General features: G+C 69.4%; 16 protein-coding genes. 14 read left to right on the top strand and 2 right to left on the bottom strand.

From position 1 onward, the window contains the following. Window positions 1–97: 97 nt before the first annotated feature. The 8 genes from BB334_RS05265 (at window position 98) to BB334_RS05230 (ending at window position 7,557) form a co-directional block, all read left to right on the top strand. Window positions 98–1,117, top strand: a complete 1,020-nt coding sequence (locus BB334_RS05265) for a methionine ABC transporter ATP-binding protein (protein ID WP_068805272.1) — start codon at window positions 98–100, stop codon at window positions 1,115–1,117. Further along, window positions 1,117–1,776, top strand: a complete 660-nt coding sequence (locus BB334_RS05260) for a methionine ABC transporter permease (RefSeq protein ID WP_068805270.1) — start codon at window positions 1,117–1,119, stop codon at window positions 1,774–1,776. Before BB334_RS05265 ends, BB334_RS05260 begins: the two co-directional genes overlap by 1 nt. A 28-nt stretch (window positions 1,777–1,804) precedes the next feature. After that, complete coding sequence (locus BB334_RS05255; RefSeq protein ID WP_068805267.1) at window positions 1,805–2,599, top strand: MetQ/NlpA family ABC transporter substrate-binding protein; 795 nt, start codon at window positions 1,805–1,807, stop codon at window positions 2,597–2,599. Between the two features lie 114 nt (window positions 2,600–2,713). After that, entirely contained in the window at window positions 2,714–3,085 is a 372-nt protein-coding gene (locus BB334_RS05250) for a thiol-disulfide oxidoreductase DCC family protein (protein WP_068805264.1), read from the top strand. A gap of 19 nt (window positions 3,086–3,104) precedes the next feature. Next, the gene (locus BB334_RS05245) at window positions 3,105–3,818 is read left to right on the top strand and encodes an SDR family oxidoreductase (protein WP_068805261.1); all 714 of its coding nucleotides are present in this window, start codon (window positions 3,105–3,107) and stop codon (window positions 3,816–3,818) included. 336 nt (window positions 3,819–4,154) lie between these two features. Next, window positions 4,155–5,360: a nicotinate phosphoribosyltransferase gene (gene pncB / locus BB334_RS05240; protein ID WP_068805258.1), complete on the top strand. Its 1,206-nt coding sequence runs from the start codon at window positions 4,155–4,157 to the stop codon at window positions 5,358–5,360. Then, window positions 5,353–6,162 (top strand): hydroxyethylthiazole kinase, encoded by an 810-nt coding sequence (gene thiM / locus BB334_RS05235; RefSeq protein WP_068805255.1) that lies wholly within the window; start codon window positions 5,353–5,355, stop codon window positions 6,160–6,162. Before pncB ends, thiM begins: the two co-directional genes overlap by 8 nt. Window positions 6,163–6,186: 24 nt before the next feature. Continuing rightward, a complete protein-coding gene (locus BB334_RS05230; protein WP_068805252.1) occupies window positions 6,187–7,557 on the top strand; it encodes an MATE family efflux transporter in 1,371 nt (456 codons plus the stop codon). Here BB334_RS05230 and BB334_RS05225 read toward each other — a convergent pair. Beyond that, window positions 7,517–8,959 (bottom strand): putative nucleotidyltransferase substrate binding domain-containing protein, encoded by a 1,443-nt coding sequence (locus BB334_RS05225; RefSeq protein ID WP_068805249.1) that lies wholly within the window; start codon window positions 8,957–8,959, stop codon window positions 7,517–7,519. The genes BB334_RS05230 and BB334_RS05225 overlap by 41 nt on opposite strands. A 238-nt stretch (window positions 8,960–9,197) precedes the next feature. Next, window positions 9,198–10,001: a uroporphyrinogen-III C-methyltransferase gene (gene cobA, locus BB334_RS05220; protein WP_068806162.1), complete on the bottom strand. Its 804-nt coding sequence runs from the start codon at window positions 9,999–10,001 to the stop codon at window positions 9,198–9,200. A 217-nt stretch (window positions 10,002–10,218) separates the two neighbouring features. On the opposite strand from cobA, the gene BB334_RS05215 reads away from it, so the two are divergent. From BB334_RS05215 to ahbB (BB334_RS05190), 6 genes are all read left to right on the top strand, one after another. Beyond that, window positions 10,219–11,943: a cytochrome D1 domain-containing protein gene (locus BB334_RS05215; RefSeq protein WP_068805246.1), complete on the top strand. Its 1,725-nt coding sequence runs from the start codon at window positions 10,219–10,221 to the stop codon at window positions 11,941–11,943. A 169-nt stretch (window positions 11,944–12,112) separates the two neighbouring features. Next, the gene (locus BB334_RS05210; RefSeq protein WP_083200295.1) at window positions 12,113–12,505 is read left to right on the top strand and encodes a c-type cytochrome; all 393 of its coding nucleotides are present in this window, start codon (window positions 12,113–12,115) and stop codon (window positions 12,503–12,505) included. Window positions 12,506–12,524: 19 nt separating this feature from the next. Further along, window positions 12,525–13,763, top strand: coding sequence for a cytochrome D1 domain-containing protein (locus tag BB334_RS05205; RefSeq protein ID WP_068805243.1), 1,239 nt, complete (start codon window positions 12,525–12,527; stop codon window positions 13,761–13,763). After that, complete coding sequence (gene ahbB / locus BB334_RS05200; RefSeq protein WP_068805240.1) at window positions 13,763–14,821, top strand: siroheme decarboxylase subunit beta; 1,059 nt, start codon at window positions 13,763–13,765, stop codon at window positions 14,819–14,821. The genes BB334_RS05205 and ahbB (BB334_RS05200) overlap by 1 nt, the downstream gene beginning before the upstream one ends. Beyond that, window positions 14,814–15,293, top strand: a complete 480-nt coding sequence (locus BB334_RS05195) for an Lrp/AsnC family transcriptional regulator (RefSeq protein WP_068805236.1) — start codon at window positions 14,814–14,816, stop codon at window positions 15,291–15,293. Before ahbB (BB334_RS05200) ends, BB334_RS05195 begins: the two co-directional genes overlap by 8 nt. Further along, on the top strand, window positions 15,293–15,856 hold the full coding sequence (gene ahbB / locus BB334_RS05190) for a siroheme decarboxylase subunit beta (protein WP_158014359.1): 564 nt from the start codon (window positions 15,293–15,295) through the stop codon (window positions 15,854–15,856). Before BB334_RS05195 ends, ahbB (BB334_RS05190) begins: the two co-directional genes overlap by 1 nt. The last annotated feature ends 14 nt before the right edge of the window (window positions 15,857–15,870 follow it).

Genomic DNA, 15,870 nt, shown 5'->3' with positions numbered 1-15,870 from the left:
CAACGGCGGCCGAGCGGGCGATGTGTCGGCGCGGCGATCCCGCCGTTCGCCCGGTGGTAGACTCCGATCCCTTTCGGCACACTCCGGAAAGCGCTTCGTGATCCACATCGAGAACCTCCACAAGACCTATCGCGTCGACGGTCGCGAAATCACCGCGCTGCAAGACATCGACCTGCACATCGGCAAGGGCGAGGTGTTCGGCATCATCGGCCGTTCGGGCGCGGGCAAGAGCACGCTGATCCGCACCCTGAACCTGCTCGAGCGCCCGAGCGCCGGGCGGATCGTCATCGACGGCGAGGACATCACCCGCTTCGACCGCGAGGCGCTCTTCCAGCTCCGCCAGCGGACCGGCATGATCTTCCAGCACTTCAACCTGCTCAATGCCAAGACCGTGGCGGGCAACATCGACTGGCCGCTGAAGACCACCGGCCGCTTCGGTGCCGCCGAGCGCGCCGCGCGGGTGGCGGAGATGCTCGAGCTGGTCGGGCTCGCCGAGCACGGCAGCAAGTATCCCGCGCAGCTGTCGGGCGGGCAGAAGCAGCGGGTGGGCATCGCCCGTGCGCTCGCCAACCATCCCAACCTGCTGCTGTGCGACGAGGCCACCTCGGCGCTCGACCCCGAGACCACGCAGGCCATCCTGCGCCTGTTGCTGGACATCAACCGCCGGCTCGGCCTCACCATCGTGCTGATCACCCACGAGATGGAAGTGATCCGCACGATCTGCGACCGCGTCGCGGTGATCGATGCCGGGCGCATCGTCGAGAGCGGGCCGGTGTCCGAGGTCTTCCTGCATCCCAAGCATGCGGTCACCCGCAGCATGGTGGCGCAGAGCGACGCGCTCACCGCCGCGCTGCTCGACCCCGCAGGCCTCGGTGCCAAGGTGCGCGGCCTGCCGGTGCGGCTCACCTATCTGGGCGACGTCACCTACCAGCCCATCCTCAGCCATGTCGCGGCGATCAGCCCGGCGCGGATCACGATCCTGCAGGGCACGGTGTCCACGATAAAGGACCAGCCCTACGGTCAGCTGCTGGTCGAGATCGACGGCACCGCCGAGGAGGTCGAGGCGGTGTTCCGCGCCTTCGACGCATTCAAGATCCACCATGAGGTGCTGCAGTAATGGACCTTTCCCTGATCGACTGGGGCGACATCTGGCAGGCCACCTGGGAAACGCTGGCGATGACCGGCTTCTCGCTGCTGTTTACCGTGCTGATCGGCCTGCCGCTCGGCATCCTGCTCTTCGTCACCAGCAAGAACCAGCTGCTCGAGCAGCGCGGGCTGTATGTGGTGCTGTCCTTCGTGGTCAACGTGCTGCGCTCGGTGCCCTTCCTCATCCTGCTGATCGTGATGATCCCGGTGACCGTGCTGCTGATCGGCACCTCGCTCGGCGTCGAGGGTGCGATCCCGCCGCTGGTGGTGGGCACCGCGCCCTTCTTCGCCCGCCTCGTCGAGAACGTGCTGCGCGAGATCGACCGCGGCGTCATCGAGGCCTGCCAGGCGATGGGTATCCGCACTCACCGCATCATCTTCGGCGCGCTGCTGCCCGAGGCGCTGCCCGGCCTGATCGCCGCCACCACGGTGACCGCGATCACGCTGATGTCGTATGCGGCGATGTCGGGCGTGATCGGCGGCGGCGGCCTCGGCGACCTCGCGATCCGCTTCGGCTACCAGCGCTTCCAGACCGAAGTGATGGTGATCACGGTCGCGGTGCTGGTCGTGCTCGTGCAGTTGCTGCAGTATTCGGGCGACCGACTGGTGCTGTATTTCACCCGCAAGTAAACCCGTTCCCGTGAAGAAGGAGTCGTTCATGTTCCCCTCCCTGCGCAAGCTGCTCGCCGCCTCGCTCGGCTGCCTCGCCGTGGCCGGCGCGGCCCACGCCGCCGACAGACTCGTCATCGCCGCCACCCCGGTGCCGCACGCCGAGCTGCTCGAGTTCGTCAAGCCGATGCTGGCGAAGGACGGCGTGGAGCTCGAGGTGAGGGTGTTCACCGACTACGTGCAGCCCTCGATGCAGACCAACGAGAAGCGGGTCGACGGCAACTTCTTCCTGCACGGCCCCTACCTCGAGGAGTTCAAGAAGAAGCAGAAGAACGACATCCAGGCGGTGGTGGCGAAGATCCACGTCGAGCCCTTCGCCGGCTATTCGACCAAGCACGCGTCGGTGCAGGACATTCCCGAAGGCGGCACGGTGGCGATCCCGAACGATCCCTCCAACTCCGGTCGCGCGCTGCTGCTGCTCGCCCGCCAGGGTCTGGTGACGCTGAAGGACCCGGGCAACATCTCGGCGACCCAGAAGGACATCGTCGACAACCCGAAGAAGCTCAGGATCCGCGAACTCGAGGCCGCCACCCTGCCGCGCATCCTGAACCAGGTCGACCTCGCGCTGATCAACACCAACTATGCGATCGAGGCCAAGCTGAACCCGCTCGAGGGCTCGCTCTTCATCGAGGACGCCAGCTCGCCCTACGCCAACCTCCTCGTCGGCCGCACCGACAACGTCGACAGCCCGGCGATGAAGAAGCTGGCCGCGGCGCTGACCTCGCCCGAAGTGCGGCAGTTCATCCTCGACAAGTACAAGGGCGCGGTGGTGCCGGCGTTCTGAAGCCGGCGGGGCGGATCGCCGCCGATGACGCGGCGTTTGCCGCTGCTACGGGGGGCGCACTTTCTTCGCCCGGCGGGGTCTCATTGGTGTTGGCTGGCATCGGGAGCCCGCACCATGAAGGACGATGAAGACGATCTCACCGTCTACTACGATGGCGCCTGCCCGAGCTGCGTGCGCGATCGCGCGTTCTACGAGCGGCTCGCCGCGCGCGACGGCAAGCCCACCGACTGGGTGGACATCACCGGTCGCGAGGCCGAACTGAGTGAGCTCGGCATCGACCCCGGTCAGGCCTTGCGCGAGTTGCACGTACGCGATGCGGATGGCACGGTACATCGTGAGCTGGACGCCTACATCCTGCTGATGTCGCGGATCGTGGTGCTGAGGCCGCTTGCGTGGCTGATCGGGCTGCCCGGCATCCGTTCGCTCGTGTCCCGGCTGTACCGGCGCATGGTCATGCGTCGGCTGCGCGCAACGCGCCGGCTCTGAACACGGCAGGAGGCACCAAGTGGATTCCAATTCTCCGATCACCGTCGTCACCGGCGCGAGCCGCGGGCTCGGACGCGCAGCGGTGCAGCGCCTGGCCAGCGTAGAGGGCCACCACGTCATCGCCACCGCGCGCGACCCGGCCCAGCTCGAGCCGATGCACTCGCGCCTGGCGATGCTCGGCTGCAGGATCGACTGCCACCCGCTCGACGTCACCGACGACGCGTCGGTCGCCGCGTTGCGCGACTGGCTCGCCGAGCGCTTCGGCCGCATCGACGTCCTGATCAACAACGCCGGGATCTCGCCCGAGCGCTTCGACACCAGCCTGCTCGAGCTGCCGCTCGACACGCTGCGCAGCACGCTCGAGACCAACTTCTTCGGCGTGCTGCGCGTGACCCAGGCCCTGCTGCCGCTGATGCGTGCGAGCGCGGCGGGCAGGGTGGTCAATCTCGCCTCCTCGATGGGGCGGCTGTCGGCGATGGCGCCGGGCGCGCCGGCGTACCGCATCTCCAAGGTCGGGGTGAATGCGCTCACGACCCTCCTCGCCGCCGAGCTCGCGGGCAGCGACATCAAGGTCAACTCGGTCTGTCCCGGCTGGTGCCGCACCGATCTCGGCGGCCCTGACGCGCCGCGTTCGCCGGAGGAGGGCGTCGACACCGTCGTTTGGCTCGCCACCCTGCCGGACGACGGGCCGAGCGGCGGCTTCTTCCACGACCGCCAGCCGCTCGCCTGGTAGCGGGGGTCGTCGCGGGTGCGGGGGCCGCTATCGCGCACAGGGGTGCGCTCCTACGGTGCCCTCGATCAACGCTCCCGCTGCAGGAGCCCTGCCCCCAGGGCGAGAGCAGCCGTCGTCGCCGGCATGGCCGCCGCTATCGCGCACAGGGGTGCGCTCCTACGGTGCCTTCGATCAACGCTCCCGGTGTAGGAGCCCTGCCCCCAGGGCGACAGCAGCCTTGGCTTCGCTTGTGGCGCTGGAGGCGGCGGGGGCATACTCGGGGCACTGCCGCAGGGGGCGGGTCGCGGGCGTCGCTGCCACGACGCGCGCCCGCAGCGCTCACGCAAGGACGACCCAATGCCCCCCGTGATCGACAGCCTGCTCGACACCGACCTCTACAAATTCACGATGTGGCAGGCAATGCTGCATCACCACCCGGCAACCCAGGCGGAATACACCTTCGTCTGCCGCAACACGCCCGCCTACCCGCTCGCCGAACTGCTCGGCGAGGTCGATCGCGAGCTCGATCAGCTGTGCACCCTCGGCTTCGCGCGCGACGAGCTCGACTATCTCGGCGGGCTGCGCTTCATGAAGTCGGACTTCATCGACTTCCTGCGCATCTTCCGTTTCCAGCGCGAGTTCATCACCGCGCGCGCGGTCGGCGACACGCTAGAGATCATGGCGAAAGGGCCGCAAGTGCATGTGATGGCCTTCGAGATCTACCTGCTCGCGATCGTCAACGAACTCTATTTCCGCCGCTTCGACGCGGACGCCGCGCTCGCCGAGGGGCGCGCCCGGCTGCAGGCCAAGATCGAGCGCCTGCGCGCGCTGCCGGCCGAACCGGCGCGCCGCCACCCCTTCGAGTTCTTCGATTTCGGCGTGCGCCGGCGCTATTCGCGGGCCTGGCAGCGCGAAGTGCTGGCGACGCTGCACGCCGAGCTGCCGCAGTACTTCAAGGGCAGCTCGAACGTCATGTACGCGCGCGAGCTCGGCCTGGTACCGATCGGCACCATGGCGCACGAGTACCTGCAGACCTTCCAGGCGCTCGGCGTGCGCCTGCGCGACTCGCAGAAGGCGGCGCTCGAGACCTGGGTGCAGGAGTACCGCGGCGACCTCGGGGTGGCACTCACCGACGTCGTCGGCATGGACGCCTTTCTCGCCGACTTCGACCTCTACTTCGCCAAGCTCTTCGACGGCCTGCGCCACGACTCGGGCGACCCGATCGTGTGGGGCGAAAAGGCGCTCGCTCACTACGCCAAGCTGCGCATCGATCCCCACACCAAGCGCCTGGTGTTCTCCGACGGGCTCACGGTCGAGCGCGCGCTCGACATCTACCGCCATTTCGCCGACCGCACCCAGCTCGGCTTCGGCATCGGCACCAGCCTCACCAACGACGTCGGCCTCGAGCCGCTCAACATCGTCATGAAGCTCACGCGCGGTAACGGCCAGCCGGTCGCCAAGCTGTCGGACAGCCCGGGCAAGCTGATGTGTGACGACCAGACCTTCCTGGCCTACCTGCGGCAGGTCTTCAACGTGCCGGCGCCGGAGGCGGGTCGTGGCTGACATTCCCGTCCTGCCGCTCGCGGTCGTCGCGCGCGAGCTCGAGCGCTTCCGCGCCGCGGCGCCGCTGGTGCACGTGCTGACCAACGAGGTGGTGCAGGAGATCAGCGCCAACGTGCTCCTCGCCGCCGGCGCCTCGCCGGCGATGGTGGTGGCGCGGCAGGAAGTGCGTGCCTTCACCCCGATGGCGGGCGCGCTGCTGATCAACGTCGGCACCCTCCACGAACAGCGGCTCGAGTCGATGCGCCAGGCTGTCGCCACGGCCAAGCTCGCCGGCGTGCCGTGGACCCTCGATCCGGTGGCGGTGGGCGTGCTCGCCTATCGCACCGAGGCCTGTCGCGCGCTGCTGGCGCAGGGCCCGGCGGCGATCCGCGGCAACCCGTCGGAGATTCTCGCGCTCGCTGGCCTGGCCGGCGGCGGTCGCGGCGTCGACAGCACGGTGGGCTCGGAGGCCGCGGTGGAGGCGGCGATCGCGCTCGCGCGCGCCTCCGGCGCAGTGGTCGCGGTGACCGGCGAGACCGACTACATCAGCGACGGGGCGCGCAGCTGGGCCACCCCGTGGGGCGATCCGATCATGACCCGGGTGGTCGGTACCGGTTGCGCGCTGTCGGCGCTGGTGGCGGGCTTCACCGCGCAGGCGCCCGACCGGCTCGACGCGGTGGCCGCGGCCTGCGCGGTCGCCGGTCTGTGCGGTGCGCGGGCCGCGGCGAAGGCCGAGGGACCGGGTTCGTTCAAGTGGAATTTCCTCGACGCGCTCTACCGGCTGCAGCCGGCGGAACTGCTCGCCGGCGAGATCGGTGTCTGAATCCGGATCGGCCCCGAGGGGCCGGTGAGCGCCGGCCGCCGCTTTCCCGCCACGCCGAGCGCGTGGCGCCTGCATGTGCTGCGCCTGGCGGTGCCGATCGTGCTCGCCAACCTCACCCAGCCGATCCTCGCCGCGGTCGACACCGCGGTCGCCGGCCATCTGCCGGATCCGGCGGCGCTCGGTGGCGTCGCCCTTGGCGGGGTGCTGTTCAGCTTTCTGTTCTGGGGCTTCGGCTTCCTGCGCATGGGCACCACGGGCCTGATCGCGCAGGCGCACGGCGCCGACGACCGCGCGGGCCTGCGCGAGGCGCTGCTGCGCGCGCTGCTGCTGGCGGCGGCGATCGGCCTCGGCCTGCTCGCGGTGCAGGGGCCGCTGATCGCCTCGGGCCTGACCCTGCTGGGCGGTGGCGAGGCGGTGCAGGCGTACGCGGCGAGCTACGCCGGTGCGCGCATCTGGTCGGCGCCGTTCGCGCTCGGCAACTACGTGCTGCTCGGCTATCTGCTCGGCCGCCAGTGGGTGAGGGTGGGCCTGCTGCTGCAGGTGTGGATCAACCTGATCAACATCGCGGCCGTGTTCGTGCTGGTGTATCGGTTCGACTTCGGCGTCGCCGGCATCGGCGCGGCGACCGCGGTGGCGGAGGCGAGCGGCTTCGTGCTCGGCCTCGGTCTGTTGTGGCGCCTGCGCGAGCCGATGCCGGCCGGGACGGCGCGCTGGCCGGGCTGGCGGCCTCTGCTCGCCGGTGCCGCGCTGCGCCGGCTGATGATGGTCAATCGCGACATCTTCCTGCGCACCGTCTGCCTGCTCGGCTGCTTCGCCTGGTTCGCGCGCGCCGGCGCGCAGCAGGGCGAGCTGGTGCTCGCCGCCAATGCGCTGCTGCTGAATTTCCAGTCCTTCATGGCCTATGCGCTCGACGGCTTCGCCCATGCCGCGGAGACGCTTACCGGCGCCGCCGTCGGCGCGCGCGACCGCCAGGCGCTGCGCTCGGCGATCCGGATGTCGATGGGCTGGGCGGTGGTGTGCTCGGCGGGCTTCGCGCTCGCCTATGCGCTCGGCGGCGGCGCGATCGTTGCCCTGCTCACCGACCAGCCCGCGCTGCGCGAGGCGGCCGCGATCTACCTGCCGTGGGCGGCGGCGCTGCCGCTCGCCTCGGTGTGGGGCTTCGTGCTCGACGGGGTCTTCATCGGCGCCACCCGCACCCGCGAGCTGATGCAGGCCATGGTGCTGTGCGCCGCGGCCTTCCTCGCGCTCGCGCTCACGCTGCAGCCGGCGTTCGGCAACCACGGCCTGTGGCTCGCCTTCCTGCTCTTCATGGGTCTGCGCGGGCTGGTGCTGTGGCGGATGCTGCCGCGCCTGTTCAGTTCCCGAGCAGGTGCAGCCGGAAGTGCTTGCGGATGAACTCCTGGAACTGCGCGACACCGTCGAGCGCGAGCTTGAGTTCGCCCTGTTCCATCGCGTTGAGCGTCTCGACCGCGATGTAGTTGTCCGGCGTGCGGCCCTGGCGCAGGGCCTCGACCTGGCCGCGCAGCCGCATCAGCACGAGGAAATCGAAGCTCGCCTGCAGGTCGGCGGCCTGGCGCTCGCCGAGCACGCCTTCGGCGGCGAGCATCTCGATGCGGTCGTGGGTGCTGCCGTCGAGCCGGCCGGCCTCGAGCGCGAGCGACTTGATGCCGTCGGTGATCGCGAAGATGCCCGCCTTCTTGATGTCGACCTGGCCGCGGTGCTCGCCGTCCTTCTCGACCTTGAGGCGGCCGAACCAGCCGATCGGCGTCGCGAACCGGGTCATGTTCTGCGCCATGCGCATCAGGAACACCGGATTGTCGCGGGTGTAGGCGTAGATGTGGCGCTTGAGCGCGAGCTCGAAGGCGGGGTCGCCATAGAGCGTGCGCAGGTCCATGAACATGCTGCCGGTCATGACGTTTTCCGGGGTGGGGGTGGCGAGCCACAGGTTGAGCTCGCTGCGCCAGTCCCCGAGGCTGCGCCGCCAGTCGGCGTTCTTCGCCATGATGCCGCCGGGGCAGGGCGGCACGCCGATCGAGATCAGGGCGTCGATCAGCGCCCGCGAAAAGGCCTCGACGTGGGCCACCTCGTCCGGGCCGAGGGCGTCGTCGTAGATGATCGCGTTGTCCTGGTCGGTGGACAGGGTCTGTTCGCTGCGCCCCTCGCTGCCCATCACCACGAAGGCGAAGCTGTCGGGCAGATCGGCGAACTCGTCCGCGCGCAGGATCTGGATGAGCCGCACCTGGATGCGGTCGTTGAGGCCGGCGATCAGCTTCATGATCTCGCGCACCGGGATGCCGGTGGCGCTCAGGTGCAGCACCCGCTCCTGGATGTTGGCGTGCAGCGCGCGCAGGTCGTCGAGCGAAGCGGCGTTCTCGATGTCGAGCACGAGCTGGTGCGGCGAGTGCGCCTGCAGGCGCAGGATGTCGGTGTCGGTGACGATGCCGGCGAGCGCGCCCGCTTCATCCACCACCGCCAGTCGATGGATGTTCCGCCGCGACATGCGGTAGAGCGCCTCGTAGAGGACGTCGTCCTCGCCGATCGTCCATAACGGCGCGTTCATGATGTCGGCGACCCGCAGCCCGTCGGGCGCGCGGCCCTCGGCGACGACCTTGTTGCGCAGGTCGCGGTCGGTGAAGATCCCTTCCGGCATGCCCTCGCGCACGACCACCACCGATGAGATGCTTCTGTCACGCATCGTGCGCACGACCTCGAGCAGGGCGTCGTCGGCCTCGCAGGTGACGACCTGCTGGCGGCAGAAATCCCGAACCGGGCGAAAGAAGTGGTTGTCTTCGGCCATGAGGGCGGCGCTCCGGGCGATTGCAGAATAAGCGGAGATTATAGATCGCGGATGCGTTGACACGGCGTCCGCGTTCGGGTGTAGGAGCGCAGCCCTCTGCGCGATAGACGGCGGTCGTGCGTGTGATGACGGCTGTTATCGCCCTGGGGGCAGGGCTCCCACGGTTCGTTCGTCGACCGCAGTGGTACCGACCTTAGGAGCGCAGCCCCCTACGCGATTGGGGTGCGGGGGCGCGGGATCAGGCGGTGAGGGCGACGGCCTGGGGCAGGGCGGCGAAGGCGGCGTCGGCGTCGATGACTTCGCCGATCATGATCAGCGCCGGTGGCTGGAGGCGCGCCGCCCGCACGTGCGCCGTCAACTCGCCGAGGGTGCTGCGCACTTCGCGCTGGGCGGCGGTGGTGGCCGCGTGCACGACTGCGGCGGGCGTGCTCGCCGGCAGGCCGTGGGCGATCAGCTGAGTGCAGATGATCTCGAGCGCGCCGAGGCCCATGTAGATCACCACCGTCTGGTGGGGACGGGCCAGCGCGGGCCAGTCGAGATCGACCGTGTCGTCCTTCAGGTGGCCGGTGGCGAACACCAGGGTCTGGGCGTGGCTGCGATGGGTGAGCGGGATGCCGGTGGTGGAAGCGGCGCCGGCGGCGGCGGTGATGCCGGGCACGACCTCGCACTCGATGCCGGCCTGCAGACACGCCGCGCGCTCTTCGCCGCCGCGGCCGAAGATGAAGGGGTCGCCGCCTTTCAGCCGGATCACCTCGAGCCCCTCGCGCGCGAGTTCGACCAGCAGGGCGTTGATCTCCTCCTGTGGCAGCGCGTGGTTGCCGGCCTTCTTGCCCACGTACACCCGCCGCGCACCCGCGGGGATCATTTCGATCACCGCGGCGCCGACGAGGGCGTCGTACACCACGATCTCGGCGCCCGCGATCAGTCGGGCCGCCCTTACGGTGAGCAGGTCGGGGTCGCCCGGTCCCGCACCGACCAGGACGACCTTGCCTGGCCGTGTCCGGCGCTGGCCGGACCGTGCTGAACGCTGTGCCTTCGTCATTGACTCGTCGATCATGCCTCGCGCTCCGCCTCGCCGGTGAATGGTCCGAAAGCGCCGGCAATTGCACCGCACGCTACGCCACTTGGATGGCCCGCACTTTATCCCCTCAGACCGTGGGGAAAATTAACCAAGATCAAGGATCACCGGTAGTGCATGAATCGATACTTGCCGCCAGCAGTTGAGGTTGAACATCCGTGCGTCGAACGAGGAGAGAGAAATGCAAACGAGAAAGTGGCTTGGCAAGACCCTGACGCTCGCCCTGTTGCCCCTGGCGATGTCTTCCGCCTGGGCGCAGGACGAGCACAAGGCCGTAACAGAGTCGGAGATGAAGTACCAGGCCGGCACGTCGCCGCTCGGCGACGTCGAGATGCACCAGGACGTGAACCCGAAGGCGCCGAAGATGAGCGCCGAGGAGTTCGAGAAGGCGCGCCAGATCTACTTCGAGCGCTGCGCCGGCTGCCACGGCGTGCTGCGCAAGGGCGCCACCGGCAAGCCGCTGACGCCAGACATCACTCTCGAGAAGGGCACGGAATACCTCAAGGTCTTCATCAACTTCGGCTCCCCGGCCGGCATGCCGAACTGGGGCACCTCGGGCGAACTCTCCGAAGCTGACGTCGACATGATGGCGCGCTACGTCCAGCAAACCCCTCCGACGCCGCCGGAATTCGGCATGGCCGACATGAAGGAGACCTGGAAGGTCCTCGTGCCGCCGGAGAAGCGGCCGACGAAGAAGATGAACAAGTACAACCTCGACAACATCTTCTCGGTGACGCTGCGCGACACCGGCGAGGTGATGCTGATCGACGGCGACACCAAGGAAGTGGTCAACATCGTCAAGACCGGCTACGCGGTGCACATCTCGCGCACCTCGGCCTCGGGCCGCTACCTGTACGTGATCGGCCGCGACGCCAAGATCAACCTGATCGACCTGTGGATGGAGAAGCCCGACAACGTCGCCGAGATCCGTACCGGTCTCGAGGCGCGCTCGGTGGAAACCTCCAAGGCCAAGGGCTTCGAGGACAAGTACGCGATCGCCGGCTCCTACTGGCCGCCCCAGTTCGTGATCATGAACGGCGACACCCTCGAGCCGCTCAAGATCGTCGCGACCCGCGGCATGACGGTCGACACCCAGGAATACCACCCCGAGCCGCGCGTGGCCTCGATCGTGGGCTCGCACGACAAGCCCGAGTTCGTGGTCAACGTGAAGGAAACCGGCAAGATCCTGCTGGTCGACTACACCGACATCAAAGCGCTCAAGACCACCGAGATCGAGGCGGCCCGCTACCTGCACGACGGCGGCTGGGACAAATCCAAGCGCTACTTCATGGTCGCTGCCAACAACTCGAACAAGATCGCCGCGGTCGACGTCAAGGAAGGCAAGCTGGCCGGCCTGATCGACGTGGGCGCGATCCCGCACCCGGGTCGCGGCGCCAACTTCGACCATCCGAAGTACGGTCCGGTGTGGGCGACCGGCCACCTGGGCGATGAAACCATCGCGCTGATCGGCACCGACCCCGAGAAGCACCCGGACAGCGCCTGGAAGATGGTCGAGTCGCTGAAGGGCCAGGGTGGTGGTTCGCTGTTCCTCAAGACCCACCCGAAGTCGAAGAACCTGTGGGTCGACACCGCGCTCAACCCCGACGAGGCGATCAGCCAGTCGATCGCGGTGTATGACATCGAGAACCTCGACAAGGGCTTCGAAGTGCTGCCGATCGCCGAATGGGCGGGCGTGGGCGAAGGCGCCAAGCGCGTCCTGCAGCCCGAGTACAACGTCGCGGGCGACGAGGTGTGGTTCTCGATCTGGTCGGCGAAGAACCAGGAGTCGGCGATCGTCATCGTGGATGACAAGACCCGCAAGCTGAAGCACGTGATCAAGCATCCGAAGCTGATCACCCCGACCGGCAAGTTCAACATCTACAACACGCAGCACGACGTTTATTGATCGTCCCGGCGGCCGCCCTGCGGGGCGGCCGCAGCGACCTTCGACCGAGGGGGCCGGCGCCGCAAGCGTCGGCCCCTTTTCCATGGGGGCGGGTGGGTTGATGGCAGTCAAGGCAGCGCCCGGCCGCAGCCCGCATCCTGATGACCGATGCAAATCAGCGGATGCCGCGATGAAAACCCCGTCTTCCTTCCCGCCGCCCCGTTTCAGGGCGATCCTGTTCGCCGCCGCGCTCGCCGCCACCGGACCGCTCCTCGCCGCCGAGGTCGTGCCCGAGCCCGATCCGCTGCGCACCCGCGAGCTGATCCACATCGTGCGCCAGGACTGCGGCTCCTGCCACGGCCTCACCCTGGCCGGCGGTCTCGGCCCCGCGCTCACGGCCGCCGCGCTCGCCGACAAGCCCGCCGAAGGCCTGGTGGCGACCATCGTCAGCGGCCGCCCCGGCACGCCGATGCCGCCCTTCCTTGGCATCGTCAGCGAGGCCGAGGCCGTCTGGATCGTCGATCAACTGATGCGCGGATTCCCCGCCGACGGTGGCGCCGTGCCCACCGCCCAAGCCCGCTGAACCGTCCGGAGCCAGCAAGATGAATCACAAGAAAACCGCTCGTAGCGAATCCCGCTCCTCGACCCGGCTCGCGCCGGTGGCCCTGTGGGGCCTGGTGCTGCCCGCGATCGTCGCCCTGCTGTCGGCCTGCAGCAGCGTGCCCGCGCAGCACACGGTGCGTGGCACGGGCGATCTCGGCGTGGTCATCGAGCGCGCCGACGGCCGCGTGCAGGTGGTCGAGACCACGGGCCGCAGCGTGCTCGCCACCGTACCCGGGGTGGGCGATCTGTCGCACGCCTCGGTGGTGTTCTCGCGCGATGCGCGCTACGCCTACGTGTTCGGCCGCGACGGCGGGCTGACCAAGGTCGACCTGCTGCTGGCGCGGGTGGACCGCCGCGTGGTGCAGGCCGGCAATGCGATCGGCGGCTCGATCTCGCACGACGGCCGCATCGTGGTGGCGCAGAACTACGAGCCGGGCGGCATCAAGGCCTTCGACGCCGACACCCTCGAGCTGCTCGCCGAGGTGCCGGCGGTGACCGAGGACGGCACCCGCTCGAAGGTCGTCGGGCTGGCCGACCTCTCCAGCAACCGCTTCATCTATTCGCTGTTCGAGGCGGGCGAGATCTGGATCACCGACCTCTCCGATCCGAGGAACCCGAGCACGCAGCGCCTGGCCGGCGGCAAGCAGCCCTACGACGCGCTGGTCACCCCCGACGGCCGCTACTACATCGCCGGCCTGTTCGGCGAGGACGGCCTGGCGATGGTCGACCTGTGGAACCTCGACAAGGGCAGCCGCAAGATCCTGTCCGGCTACGGCCGCGGCGAAACGCCGCTGCCGGTGTACAAGATGCCCCACCTGCGCGGCTGGTCGATCGCCGGCGGGCGCGCCTATCTGCCGGCGATCGGCCGCCACGAGGTGCTCGTGGTCGATACCGACAGCTGGCAGGAGGTCGGCCGCATCCCGGTGCGCAGCCAGCCGGTGTTCGTGATGGCGCGGCCCGACGGGCGCGAGATCTGGGTGAACTTCGCCTTCCCCGAGAACGGCTGGGTGCAGGTCATCGACACCGTCGGCGGCAAGGTCACCGACACCCTGCAGCCGGGGCGGGCGATCCTGCACATGGAGTTCCTGTCGAAGGGCCACGAGGTGTGGCTGTCGGCGCGCGACGACAACAAGGTGGTGATCTACGACACCGCCACCAAGCAGCCGATCAAGACGCTCGACTCGGCCAGCCCGAGCGGGATCTTCTTCACCAGCCGCGCCGCGCGCACCGGCTTCTGATGACGCGCACGCTCACGCTGCCGCAGGCGGTGGACGCCACCGCCTTCCGCCTGCTCAACGACTGGCAGCGCGACTTCCCGCTCGTGCCGCGGCCCTTCGCCCGCATCGCCGGGGCGCTCGGCATCGGCGAGGCGGAAGTGGTCGAGCGCTATCGCAAACTCGCCGCCGAGGGCGTGCTGAGCCGGATCGGCCCGGTGTTCACCCCGCGCCGGCTCGGCGCCAGCGCGCTCGCCGCGCTCGCCGCGCCGCCCGCACGGCTCGAGGAAGTGGCGGCGCGCGTCAGCCGCGAGGCGACGATCAACCACAACTACGAGCGCGAGCACCGCTTCAACCTCTGGTTCGTCGTCACCGCGCCCTCGGCCGCCGAGCTCGACGCGGTGGTCGCGCGCATCGAGGCCGACACCGGCTGCGCGGTGATGGTGCTGCCGCTGGAAGAGGAGTTCCACATCGACCTCGGCTTCGACCTCACTGGCGCGGGCGCGCGCCGGCCGAGTCACCGCGGCGCGAGCGCGGCGCAGGGCGCCGGGCGAGGCGGCGTGCGACGCTGCGACGCGAGCGCGCTGCCCGAGGCCGAGCGCCGCCTGATCGCCAGCCTGCAGGGCGGGTTGCCGCTGGAGGCCGCGCCCTTCGCCGCGGTCGCCGCCGCCGCCGCATCGGACGAGGCCTCGGTGCTCGGCCAGATCGCGCACTGGCTCGACATCGGCTTCATCCGCCGCTTCGGCGCGGTGGTGCGCCATCACGAGCTCGGGCTCGACACCAACGCGATGTGCGTGTGGGACGTGCCCGACGCCGAGGTGTCGGCGCTCGGCCGCGCGCTCGCCGCCGAGCCGGCGGTCACCCTGTGCTACCGCCGCCGACGGGTGCCGCCCGACTGGCCCTACAACCTCTTCTGCATGATCCACGGCAGCTCGCGCGAGGAGGTGCTCGCCGCGCGCGGCGCACTCGTGGAACGCCACCGCATGACCACGCTGCCGCACGCGGTGCTGTTCAGCCTGCGCCGCTTCAAGCAGCAGGGCGCCTGCTACCTGCCGCCGAAGGAGTCCGCCGCCCATGTCTGAACGCCGCCGCCTCGCCGCGGCCCGCGCGCCCGACGAAACCGATCGCCGCCTGATCAACGCGCTGCAGGGCGAGTTCCCGCTCTCGGAGCGACCCTTCGCCGAGGTCGGCGCCGCGCTCGGCCTCGCCGAGGACGAAGTCATCGCCCGCCTGCAGGCCATGCTCGACGACCGCGTGCTCACCCGCTTCGGCCCGATGTACCAGATCGAGCGCATGGGCGGCGCCTTCTGCCTGGCGGCAATCGCGGTGCCGGAGGCCGACTGGGCGCGGGTGGTCGAGGCGGTCAACGCCTTCCCCGAGGTGGCGCACAACTACCGCCGCGAGCACCGGCTCAACATGTGGTTCGTGCTCGCCACCGAAACGCCGGGTGGCATCGCCGACGTCGGCCGGCGTATCGAAGCCGCCACCGGCCTGAAGGTGCATCTGTTCCCGAAGGAAAAGGAATACTTCGTCGAGATGAGGCTGGAGGCTTGATGTCGGCACAACGGTTTTCTCCCGGCACTGGCGGGCAGGACCACGGGGCCCGGCGGCAGGCTGGGCCGGAGGACGCGCTGCAGGCGCTCGACCGCAGCATCGTGCTCGCCACCCAGGGCGGCCTGCCGCTGGTGCCGCGACCGTGGGCGGCGGTGGCCGAGCGGCTCGGCGTCGATGAGGCGCTGCTGCGCGCGCGGGTGGCGGCGATGCTCGAGACCGGCGTCATCCGCCGCATCGGCGCCGTGCCCAACCACTACGCGATCGGCTACACCGCAAACGGCATGAGCGTGTGGGACATCGACGACACCGTGATCGACGCGGTGGGCGAGCGGGTGGGCGGGCTGGCCTTCGTCACCCACTGCTACCGCCGCCCGCGCCACCTGCCCGACTGGCCCTACAACCTCTTCGCGATGGTCCACGCCGCCAGCCGCGAGGCCGCGCTCGAGCGCGTCGCAGAGATCGCGACGCTGATCGAGGATGTGTTCCCGGGGGTCTGCAGGGGGCGGGACGTCCTGTTCTCTAACGGGATTCTGAAAAAGACGGGGTTACGGATCGGGGGGTGACCGCCTCACCGTGG

Source organism: Thauera phenolivorans, from assembly GCF_001696715.1.
GTDB classification, from domain to species: Bacteria; Pseudomonadota; Gammaproteobacteria; order Burkholderiales; family Rhodocyclaceae; genus Thauera; species Thauera phenolivorans.
The sequence above is the reverse complement of the archived record's forward strand: the minus strand, read 5'-3'. Positions and strand labels throughout refer to the sequence as shown.